This window comes from Haloactinopolyspora sp. (assembly GCF_027324685.1).
GTDB lineage: Bacteria > Actinomycetota > Actinomycetes > Jiangellales > Jiangellaceae > Haloactinopolyspora.
Map to the genome: position 1 here is coordinate 25,610 of NZ_DAHVSH010000037.1, position 9,914 is coordinate 35,523.

Consider the following 9,914-nt stretch of genomic DNA (forward strand, 5'->3'; position numbering starts at 1 on the left):
CTCACGCCTGGGCGGGCACGGCGGCTCGGCGCCGGGCGGCCGGAACGACCAGCGGCGTTCCCGTCTCGGGGTCGTCGACGACCCGGCAGGCCAGCCCGAAGACGTCCTGCACCAACTGCTCGGTGACGACGTCGCCGGGGCGGCCTTCGGCCACGATGCGCCCGTCGCGCATCGCGATCAGATGCGTGGCGTAGCGGCACGCGTGGTTGAGGTCGTGTAGCACGGCCACCAGCGTCCGGCCGAGCCTCGAGTACAGGTCGTGGCACAGCTCGAGCACCTCGACCTGATGGGCGATGTCGAGGAACGTGGTGGGCTCGTCGAGCAGCAGGATCGGGGTCTGCTGCGCGAGCACCATCGCCAGCCACACCCGCTGGCGCTGACCACCGGACAACTCGTCGACCCGCCGGTGTTTGAGATCGGCGATGCCGGTGTCGGTCATGGCTTCGGCCACCGCCTGCGAGTCGGCGGCCGACCATTGCCGGAACATCTTCTGGTGCGGGTATCGCCCGCGCGAGACGAGGTCGGCGACGGTGATGCCGTCCGGAGCGATGGACGTCTGCGGCAGCAGGCCCAGCCGGCGCGCAGCTTCCTTCGTGGCGTACCGGGTGATCAGTTCGCCGTCCAGGTGCACCGTCCCGGCCGTGGGCTTGAGCATTCGGGACAGGGCGCGCAGCAAGGTGGACTTGCCGCAGGCGTTGGGGCCGACGATCACCGTGAACGATCCGTCGGGGATCGACACCGACAGGTCCTGCGAGATCACCCGTTCGTCGTAGGCCAGGGTGAGATCGTCGCCGTGCAGGCGAGATTCCGGGCGGTGCTCAGACATGGTGACGCCGTCCTTCGCGGGCTAGGAGCCAGAGCAGGTAAAGACCGCCGACGCTGACGGTGACCACGCCGACTGGTAGCTGGTGCGGGAGTACCCACTGGGCGACCAGGTCGCTGACGCCCAGCAGCAACGCCCCCATGAGGGCCGCCGATCCGACCGTCGTGCCTGGAGCCCGAGCCAGCCGGCGGGCCAGGTGCGGCGCGGACAGGGCGATGAACGCGATGGGGCCCGCAGCGGCGACGGCCATGGCAGCGAGGCCGGTGGCGGCCAGAAGCAAGCCGATCCGGGTCCGCTCGGCGTTGACACCCAGCCCGGTGGCGGCGTCGTCGCCCATCTCGATGATCCGCATCGGCCGGGCCAGCCCGAGCAGCACCGGCATGATGATCGCCATCCCGATCCCGACGGCGACGACGTGGTTCCATCCGCGCGTGTTCAACGACCCGGTGAGCCACACCTGGGCGCCGGTCGCCTCGATCAGCTCGGCGCGCATCAACATGTACCGCACCGCCGAGATCAGCATCGCCCCCACGGCGATACCGACGAGGATGAGCCGGAAGCCCTGCACGCCGCGCTTGTAGGCCAGCAGGTAGACGGCCGTCGCGGTGAGCAGGCCGCCCACGATGGCGCCGAGTGCCACCTGTGCGAGGCTGCCGCCGACGACGAGGATGACGAACACCGCTCCGGCCGAGGCGCCCTGGGTGAAGCCGATGACGTCCGGGCTGCCCAACGGGTTGCGCGACAGGCTCTGGAACACCGCCCCCGAGGCGCCGAGCGCGGCCCCGACGAGGAGGGCCACCAGCGCCCGAGGCAGCCGTCGGCCGTTGACGATGAACTCGGCCAACGGATCAGGTGGGTTGCCGAACAGCGTGCGCACCACGTCGAGCACGCCGATGCTGTAGTCGCCGACGGCCAGCGAGGTCAGGAAGACGACGACGATGGCGACGGTCAGGGCCGTGCACACGGCCACGACCCGGCGGTCGAACCGGAGCGACCATCGGTCGAGGCGACCACGGGCGGCGTAGCTCGTGGGGGACAGATCGAGCGACTCGACCCGTAGGTGCCGTTGCCGAGTGGAGTCGCTGCGCGGGGTGACGTCGGTACTCACAGGCTCACCGTCCGCCGCCGGCGTACCAAGGCGATCAGGACCGGCCCGCCGATGATCGTCGTCACGATGCCGACCTGCAGCTCGCCGGTCGACAGCACCACTCGTCCGACGATGTCGGACACCAGCATCAGGATCGGTGCCACCACCAGGCAGAACGGCAAGATCCAGCGCTGGTCGGGGCCGGTGAACGCACGCACCAGATGCGGGACGATCAATCCGACGAAGCCGATGGGCCCGACGGCGGCGGTGGCGGCCCCGCACAACAGCGTCACCGCCACGACACCCACGATCCGCGCCACCAGGACGTTCGCTCCCAGTGCCGAAGCGGTGTCGTCGCCGAGGGCCATCGCGTTCAAGGTGCGCGCCAGGCCCAGGGCCAACACGACGCCCACCACGATGAACGGCAGCACGGCGCCGAAGGTGTCGACGTCTCGTCCGGCGAGTGAGCCGACTTGCCAGAACCGGAAGACGTCGAGGGCTTCGGAGTCCAGCAGGATCAGGCCCTCGGTGAAGCCCATGAGCACGGCGGCGAACGCCACGCCGGACAGCGCCAGGCGCACCGGGGTCGCCTCAGCGCGCCCGACCGTCGCCAGTGCGTAGACGATCACACTGGCCAGCGCCGCACCGGCGAAGGCGAACCAGATGTAGCCGTGCAGGCTCATGCCCCCGAACAGCGCCACGCCGAGGACGACGGCGAACGAAGCACCCGCGTTGACGCCCAGGATCCCTGGGTCGGCGAGCGGGTTGCGGGTCAACGCCTGCATGACCGCCCCGGCCAGGCCGAGCGCGATGCCGCAAGCCAGTCCCAGCAACGTCCGGTTGACGCGCATGTCGCCGACGATGACCTGGTTGTTGGGGTCACCTGAGTCGAACAAGGCCGCCACGACCTCGTCGAACGGAATGTTCTTGGCACCGATGGCGACGCTGGCCAGGCACACGAGCGCGAGAATCGCCACGGCCACCAGGAGCGAGGCCAGCTTGCTCGCGGTCGACCGGGCGAGTCCCTGGGCGGTCGCTTCGACGTCGGGCGCGGGCGAGGGCGAGAGCACGGGTGTCGACACCGTCAGCGCTCCGGGGGGTGGGCGTCGATCGGGAACCAGGCGATGCCGCGTCGGTTCCGGGCCACGGGTGAGTGTCCTCTCGCATAGCGGGCCGTGATGCTATGAGCAGAGGCTAACCTAACTTGCCCCGCCGTGAGAATCCCGGGCGTGCTCGCCAGTTGTCGGGCGATGGTTCGCGATATATCGTCTAAGTATCGCGACTGATCTGGGAGGCATCGTGACGGGACACAGCTACGCCGCAGGGCCGCCATGGACGCGCGGCCGTGATTGTGGGGACGCCGCACGTGAAGCGGTGGACGCCGCAGCCGACTGGTTCGCGGCGATGACGGGCAGCCGGGGCGGTCCGGGCCACTACGGCCATCGCGGCCATCGCGGGGGACCGCATGGGTTCGGGCCGTGGGCGATGTTCGGCGGCCCGCCGCCGTGGGCCGGATTCGGCGGTGGCCCGCCCTGGGGCCGGCGCGGCCCGAAGGCACGCCGCGGCGACGTCCGCGCGGCCATCCTCGCCGTGCTGGCCGAGCGGCCGATGAACGGCTATCAGATCATCCAGGACATCGCCGAGCGCAGCGGTGGGGTCTGGAAGCCGAGCCCGGGCTCGATCTACCCGACCCTGCAGCAGCTCGAAGACGAAGACCTCGTCCGCGCCGATGATCAAGGCGGACGCAAGGTCTACCACCTCACGACGCAAGGCGAGGAGTACGTCGCCGCCCACCCGGACGAGGTCTCCGCACCCTGGGACACCATGTCCGCTCCGCCCGGCGATGACGACGTCAACGGGCTGCGCCCGCTGATCGGCCAGGCCGCGGCGGCGCTGTGGCAGATCCTCGCCACTGGTAGCGCCGACCAACAGGCCAGGGCTCGTGAGGTCCTCAACGACACCCGCCGCCGGCTCTACGGAATCCTCGCCGACGGCGACGACGCCGAGGGCGACGACTTCGGCCCGGACGAGGGGAGGCGGACATGACCGAGACTCGCTCGCTACGCATCGGCGACGCCGAACGCGAGGAAGCGGTCGCGGCACTCGGCGAGCACTATGCGGCCGGGCGCATCACCAAGGACGAGTACGACGAGCGCACGGGACGCGTCTGGGCGGCGCGCTTCGAGGCCGACATCGACCCGCTGTTCGCCGACCTCCCCCGGAACCGAAGCGCCGAGGTGACGACCGCTGCCCCGGCGCAGCGCCGGCCCGGCCTCCGCTGGTACCCGATGATCTTCGTCGCGCCGATCGCGCTGCTCGCGGTCGCGGCGTTGGTCGTGCTGGTGGTCGGCTCCGCGCCGTGGCTGCTGTTCGCGCTGTTCTGGATCTGGATGTTCGGCGGGTTCGGCTTTCACCGCGGCGCCCGTCGGGGGCACCGCGCGGCCGTGGGCCACTGGCCTGATCGCTGCGCCGTACGTCGTTGACCTTGCTCATTAGGGGTCGTTCGGCTGCGGTTGCGCTTGGCCCGAGTGAGTCGGGTGACGCCGTCGAAAAGATTCCGCGAAAATTCTGGTGGCGCGTGTCGATCCGGGTGGCATCCTGTTCGACCTGGGGGTGAGAGGGCCCAACCGGGGCTCGTGCCCGACACGGGAGTGAACCATGAAGTACATGCTGATCATGCGCGCCGAAGACGACTCGTGGACCGGCGGCGAGGACTTCGATTTCGAGCAGATGCTCGAGACCATCGGCCGGTACAACGACGAGCTGATCCAGGCCGGCGTCCTGCTCGCCGCCGAGGGCCTGGACCCGGACCCCGGCGTCGTCGTGGACCACTCCGCCGAGACGCCCATCGTCACCGACGGCCCCTACGGTGAGACCAAGGAGCTGTTCGGCGGGTTCTACCTGCTGGACGTCGCCTCTCAGGAAGAGGCGATCGAATGGGCGAAGCGGTCGCCGATCAGCGGACCGGGCATCAAGACCGAGATCCGCCGGGTGCCGACGATCGACGAGTTCCCCCAGGACAACGTGTGGGTTCAGAAGGAGCGCAAGTGGCGGGAGTCCACGGGCAACCTGTGAATCGAGCCCGCGAGAGCGTCGAAGCGGTGTGGCGGCGCGAGTCCGCCCGCATCGTCGGCGCTCTCGCCCGCTACACCAACGACTTCGCCTTGGCTGAGGACCTCGCTCAAGAGGCCCTGGCCGAGGCGTTGGTCACGTGGTCCCGTGAGGGCGTGCCGCACAACCCGACCGGCTGGCTGCTCACGGTGGGGCGGCGGCGGGCCATCGATGCGTTCCGCCGCCGCTCCGCTCTCGACGAGCGTTACGCCGCCCTCGCCCGTGACCTGGGTGAGGGCGGCGCAGTCGCCGGTGGGCCCGGCGGGAGCGCGCACGACGACGTGTTGTGGGATCCCGACCGGATCGACGACGACGTTCTCGCCCTCGTCTTCGTCTCCTGTCACCCGGTGCTGAGCCGGGAGGCGCGCGTGGCGTTGACACTCCGGGTGGTCAGTGGCCTGAGCAGCGACCAGATCGCCCGCGCGTTCCTGCTTCCCACCGCCACGGTGCAGGCCCGGATCACCCGGGCGAAGAAAGCGCTGACGGCCGCGGGCGTGCCGTTCGAGGTGCCGTCCCGGCCCGAGCAGCGCGAGCGGCTGGGCTCGGTGCTCAGCGTCGTCTATCTCGTGTTCACCGAAGGGTCGAGTGCGTCGTCGGGGTCGGAGTGGATCCGCACCGACCTCGCGCACGAGGCGACGCGGTTGGCGCGCGTGCTCGTGCGCCTCATGCCCGACGCGTCCGAGGTGCACGGACTGCTCGCGCTGCTCGAGCTGACCGCGGCGCGGTTCCCGGCCCGCACCGGCCCCGACGGCGAGCCAGTGCTGCTAGAGGACCAGGACCGGCGCCGCTGGGATCAGGCCGCCATTCGGCGCGGACGCGCGGCCCTGGCCACTGCGCAACGGGTCGGCAACGGCCTCGGGGCGTACGGCCTGCAGGCCGCCATCGCCGAGTGCCACGCGATCGCCCCATCGGTCGACCAGACCGACTGGCCGCGCGTAGTCCGCCTCTACGACGCGTTGAGCGACCTCGCGCCCTCGCCGGTCGTGACGCTCAACCGCGCGGTCGCGGTCAGCATGGCGTACGGGCCGGAGAAGGGGCTCGCCGAGGTGGACACCGTCGCCGACGACCCACTCCTGCGCGCGTCGCATCTGCTGCCCACGGTGCGCGGTGAGCTGTTGACCCGGCTGGGCCGGTCCGACGAAGCGCGCCGAGCTGAAGATCGCCCTCGAACGCTGCACGAACGAACCCACCCGTGACGTGCTCGCCGCCAAGATCGCCGCGCTGAGCTGACCCGCCAGCCTGAGCTGACCCGCCGTTCTTTGCGCCGGCGCGGGCTGCTGGCGGGGGCCGGTTGGCGGGGCTGTTGGGGCCGGAATCGGGCGCGAATGCCTGGTGGCGCCGGTCGTGAAGATCGTCGTGCCAGGAAGCGCGGGCTATACCGGCATTTTTTCCCACGACGATCTTCACGACCGGTCAACCTCGGCGCTTTTCGGCACGACGATCTTCACGACCGCAAGAACGTCGGCCCCCCACGCGCGACGATCATCACGGCCCGGTCGGTCAAGCGATCGTTCCCGAGGCCCTACGCCGTCAGGGAAGTGTTTCCGCAGGTCAATGCAACCAGCAACCGGACGCGGGGCTACACTTCTGCGCATGCCTGCTGCTCCGGACGACCCACTGGCGTCCGTGGCGGATCTGGACGGCGTGGGGGTGGCCGCTGCGCACGCCCGCGACGCCATCGATGCGCTACTCGGTCACCGCGCGATGCGCCGTGAAGCTGCGGCGGTGGCGGCCGAGTCGGCCCTACGGGGAGCGCGCGCCTCGGCGGAGTTGGCCGGCGGGGACGCTGACGATGTCGACGACCCGCACCTGCAAGGGGCGTTGCGAGCGCTCGGCGAGGTTCCCTCCCTGGCCAAGGTGTGGGAACGCTCGCCCCGGCAGGCACTGGCCCGCCTGCACGTGCTGGCTGCTCGCGATCTGGTGTCCGATCCCGACACGCTGGGCCGACCGCGGCCGGACGTCGACGCTGCCCGGCTCGACCAGCTCATGACCGTGACCGGTGCCCCCACTCGCGCCCCCGGCGTCGTCGTGGCGGCGATCGTGCACGGCGAACTGTTGGCAGTGCGGCCGTTCGGAGTCGCCGACGACCTCGTCGCGCGGGCCGCGGAGCGGATCGTCCTGGTGGCGAAAGGGGTCGACACGAAGGCGGTCGGGGTGCCAGAGGCCGGTCACGCGGCCTTGTCGCGGGCGTATCTGCCGCTCGCGCAGGCGTATCAAGGCGGAACCGCTACCGGCGTCGGGGCGTGGGTGCGGCACTGCGCCGAGGCCTACGCGCGAGGCGCGGAGGACGGGCTGGCCATTGCCGCGGCGCGCACCTGAACCGGGCACGCGCCATTGCGATGGGCACATGCGAGCGGCGCCCTGCGTGAGGTAGGGCGCCGCCGCTGACACGGTCGACGGGTTACCAGAGCGTGCATTCGTCTGTCGCCTCGGCTGGCCCGAGGACGACACCCGTACATGGGTGGATCGCCGCGTGGGTACCCATCTGCCGTGCTGTGGACCGTGTCGGTCCGTACTTCGTTTCTATGTCATGACCAGGCACGAAGGGAAGGGCGTCGGGCAGATCTTTACGTTCCACACACGCGCTCGGCGACCCGTACCAGTTCGACGAGCACGGTGTTCGGCAAGAAGTGCGTCAGGCGGCGTCGAAGATCTCCGGAGACGAAATCCGCGGTCGCCGTGGGACTGTCGACCTCAGCGGCGGCTGCGCAGTCGTCGACGGTCCAGGTGATCGTCAGCGTCGTGGATTCACCGGCCGACACGGTGAGCGGAAGGTCGGCTGAGTCCGCGACGAAGCCCGGCGCCTCCGTACCGAGGCCGACGATGCGGCCGGGTCGCTCGAGCCCGTTGCGCACCGGAATGGTGATCGTGGCGGTCTCGGCGTCCGACGACACCGCTGTGGGCTCGTCGAACGACAGGCCGTCGCCGTCGAGTGTTTCGCACTTCTGCTGCCAGCGGCGGTCGAGCTGGTTGTACTGATCGAGCACGGTCAGCTCCGCGGTGACTCGATCACCGGCGTCCGTGATGGCGGTGACGGTCGCGTCGAGGGACGGCTCCGCGTCGCACTGCGGTTCGGCCCGAGTGTCGAACGTCAGCCATACCTCCGGCTCGGCCGTGAGGACGGGGGGCTCGTCGGTACCGGACGGGCGGGCCCAGCCGGGCAGAGTCACGTCGACGATGTCCACGGCCTGCTCCGCGGTGTTCAGCAGGACCAGCTCGACGCTGCCGAGAGGTCGGGGTGCGGCAGCGGAGGCGACCAACTCGGCTCGATGCGCCTCGATCGCGTCGTGGCGGGCATCGGTGGCGACCGCGCCGACGGTGCCGCCGACCACCAGCGCCAGGGCGATCGCCGCGCGCTGCCGCCACGGGGCCGACGATCCACCGGGGCCGGGCGACGACTCTTCCACGGCGGTCGCGTCGGCAACGGACGCGGGTTTCAGCGTGCCCAGGTCAAGGGGCTCGTGGCCGTCCTCCGGTCCCGCCATGCGGTCATTGTCGGGCTTGTTCGGGCTTCTGGGGCCATTCGTCCCAACTCGTGATCGACGTCACTCGGGATCGATACCGTCCCGTGTCCCGCAGGCGTCGAGCCACGCCCGGCCGAGCACGTCGTGATTGGGGACCGTCGTGCTCAGCGTCGACCGGGCTCCGTCCTCGGTGCGCAGCCGGAGGCCGACGGCATCGGACGGGGCCAGCTTGCAGTCGGGTACGGCGGGTACGGTCACCGTCGTCCATCGGCCGGGGCGAGCGTGGACCGGTTCCGGCAAGGTGCCATCCGCCGGCTGGAAGTATCCGTCCAGGTCGACCTCGAGTACCTCGATCGGCGCCGTGCCGGAGTTGAGCAGCCCCAGCGTGACGTCATTGAACTCGCCGTTCGGCAGGGGTGAGAGTGGGCCGAGAGCGATGATGTGGACCGCGCCGTCCGGCTCGCCGGTGTCGTGGCGCGCTTCGGCCACGGCCGCTCCAGCGGCGGCACCCACCACGAGCGCGGCGCCGATGAAGAGCGGCGTTCGCCAACGGGCCGGCACACCAGATTCCGGCGAGTGACCACCGGGCGGTTCCGGCGGTGCCGCGGTGAGATCGAGGGGCTCGTCGTGGCGGTCTCGGCCCATGTCCCATTGTCGTCCCCGTCCGGCGCGGAGGGGCTGCGCTCGCGTGCTGCGGGTGCCCGCCGAGCGTAACCGGAGGCTGTTCCGTTTGCGTGGGTTACGAGTCCAGGCCAGGATCGGAAACCATGTGGAACCGGGGGAACCGGCTCAGATACCTCATGTGGTTCGTATTGGCGGGCGTGATCGTCCTGCTGATCGTGCTGATCGTGGCCATCGCGATGGGGGCCGAGATCTCGACGTTCACCTCGGCCGGGATCCTCGCCGCCTGTGGTGTGATCGCCGTCGCGTTGATCGTCACGAGCTCTCGGCCGGCCCAGTCGGCGGGGTCTGGTACGGACCAGCTCGACGGCGCCGACGGCGGAGGAACCATCCCGGGCCACGTGGCGAACTTGATGATTCTGGCCGATGCCTGCGTACAGCGGGAGGAGTTCGACCGGGCCGAGCAGCTGTATCGCCGCGCGGTCGACAACGGACACGTCCCAGCGTTGGGCCCACTCAGCGAGGTGCTGTACGAACTGGGTCGCGACGACGAAGCCGCCTATTACCGTCGCAAGGCCCAGGAGGCCGGTGCCTGACCCCGGCGGCTGGGTCCCCGGGTCAGGCTCGCCCGCGCCGCCGCACCGCGTACCAGGCCAACCCGGCTGCCGCCGCACCGGCGCTGATCGCCGCGGCAGCGATGGCCGGCCGGGGCGCGTCGCGCAGCGACGATGCCCGTTGCCCGAGGGCCACCGGCTTGGAGAACACGAGCACCGGCCAGCCGTTCTCAGCCGCGGTCTTGCGCAGCAAC

General features: G+C 70.5%; 10 protein-coding genes and 2 pseudogenes. 6 read left to right on the forward strand and 6 right to left on the reverse strand.

Translation table 11 applies throughout. The annotated features are described in order from the left end of the window. Nucleotide 1: 1 nt before the first annotated feature. The 3 genes from M6444_RS05125 to M6444_RS05135 are packed head-to-tail and all read right to left on the reverse strand — an operon-like array spanning nt 2 to nt 2,992. On the reverse strand, nt 2–826 hold the full coding sequence (locus M6444_RS05125; RefSeq protein WP_298323789.1) for an ABC transporter ATP-binding protein: 825 nt from the start codon (nt 824–826) through the stop codon (nt 2–4). Continuing rightward, nucleotides 819–1,931 carry an iron chelate uptake ABC transporter family permease subunit gene (locus M6444_RS05130; RefSeq protein ID WP_298323791.1) on the reverse strand — a complete coding sequence of 371 codons (1,113 nt, stop codon included), beginning with the start codon at nt 1,929–1,931 and terminating at the stop codon, nt 819–821. The genes M6444_RS05125 and M6444_RS05130 overlap by 8 nt, the downstream gene beginning before the upstream one ends. After that, nucleotides 1,928–2,992: an iron chelate uptake ABC transporter family permease subunit gene (locus M6444_RS05135; protein ID WP_298323792.1), complete on the reverse strand. Its 1,065-nt coding sequence runs from the start codon at nt 2,990–2,992 to the stop codon at nt 1,928–1,930. Before M6444_RS05135 ends, M6444_RS05130 begins: the two co-directional genes overlap by 4 nt. A 217-nt stretch (nt 2,993–3,209) precedes the next feature. Here M6444_RS05135 and M6444_RS05140 point away from each other — a divergent pair, with 217 nt between their 5' ends. The 5 genes and pseudogenes from M6444_RS05140 to M6444_RS05160 all read left to right on the forward strand — a co-directional run bounded on the left by M6444_RS05140 (nt 3,210) and on the right by M6444_RS05160 (nt 7,340). Further along, nucleotides 3,210–3,956: a PadR family transcriptional regulator gene (locus M6444_RS05140; protein ID WP_298323795.1), complete on the forward strand. Its 747-nt coding sequence runs from the start codon at nt 3,210–3,212 to the stop codon at nt 3,954–3,956. Next, nucleotides 3,953–4,393: a DUF1707 domain-containing protein gene (locus M6444_RS05145; RefSeq protein WP_298323797.1), complete on the forward strand. Its 441-nt coding sequence runs from the start codon at nt 3,953–3,955 to the stop codon at nt 4,391–4,393. The genes M6444_RS05140 and M6444_RS05145 overlap by 4 nt, the downstream gene beginning before the upstream one ends. Nucleotides 4,394–4,568: 175 nt before the next feature. After that, complete coding sequence (locus M6444_RS05150) at nt 4,569–4,985, forward strand: YciI family protein (protein WP_298323798.1); 417 nt, start codon at nt 4,569–4,571, stop codon at nt 4,983–4,985. After that, a pseudogene (locus M6444_RS05155) lies at nt 4,982–6,251 on the forward strand (DUF6596 domain-containing protein). Before M6444_RS05150 ends, M6444_RS05155 begins: the two are co-directional and overlap by 4 nt. A gap of 363 nt (nt 6,252–6,614) precedes the next feature. Then, nucleotides 6,615–7,340 carry a hypothetical protein gene (locus tag M6444_RS05160; protein WP_298323800.1) on the forward strand — a complete coding sequence of 242 codons (726 nt, stop codon included), beginning with the start codon at nt 6,615–6,617 and terminating at the stop codon, nt 7,338–7,340. 248 nt (nt 7,341–7,588) lie between these two features. Here M6444_RS05160 and M6444_RS05165 read toward each other — a convergent pair whose 3' ends face one another. Together M6444_RS05165 and M6444_RS05170 are read right to left on the reverse strand one after the other, a co-directional pair. Beyond that, nucleotides 7,589–8,506, reverse strand: coding sequence for a hypothetical protein (locus M6444_RS05165; RefSeq protein WP_298323801.1), 918 nt, complete (start codon nt 8,504–8,506; stop codon nt 7,589–7,591). A 60-nt stretch (nt 8,507–8,566) separates the two neighbouring features. Next, nucleotides 8,567–9,130, reverse strand: coding sequence for a hypothetical protein (locus tag M6444_RS05170; protein ID WP_298323802.1), 564 nt, complete (start codon nt 9,128–9,130; stop codon nt 8,567–8,569). Nucleotides 9,131–9,306: 176 nt separating this feature from the next. Here M6444_RS05170 and M6444_RS05175 point away from each other — a divergent pair, with 176 nt between their 5' ends. Further along, the gene (locus tag M6444_RS05175) at nt 9,307–9,702 is read left to right on the forward strand and encodes a hypothetical protein (RefSeq protein ID WP_298323803.1); all 396 of its coding nucleotides are present in this window, start codon (nt 9,307–9,309) and stop codon (nt 9,700–9,702) included. 22 nt (nt 9,703–9,724) lie between these two features. Here M6444_RS05175 and M6444_RS05180 read toward each other — a convergent pair. Next, nucleotides 9,725–9,914, reverse strand: a pseudogene (locus tag M6444_RS05180) (HAD-IB family hydrolase); the annotation flags it as partial.

Bases quoted from the DNA above. Each gene is read 5' to 3' on its own strand.
- M6444_RS05165 (WP_298323801.1), bottom strand. From the start codon at position 8,506: ATGGCGGGACCGGAGGACGGCCACGAGCCCCTTGACCTGGGCACGCTG.
- M6444_RS05145 (WP_298323797.1), top strand. From the start codon at position 3,953: ATGACCGAGACTCGCTCGCTACGCATCGGCGACGCCGAACGCGAGGAA.
- M6444_RS05160 (WP_298323800.1), top strand. From the start codon at position 6,615: ATGCCTGCTGCTCCGGACGACCCACTGGCGTCCGTGGCGGATCTGGAC.
- M6444_RS05125 (WP_298323789.1), bottom strand. From the start codon at position 826: ATGTCTGAGCACCGCCCGGAATCTCGCCTGCACGGCGACGATCTCACC.
- M6444_RS05170 (WP_298323802.1), bottom strand. From the start codon at position 9,130: ATGGGCCGAGACCGCCACGACGAGCCCCTCGATCTCACCGCGGCACCG.
- M6444_RS05150 (WP_298323798.1), top strand. From the start codon at position 4,569: ATGAAGTACATGCTGATCATGCGCGCCGAAGACGACTCGTGGACCGGC.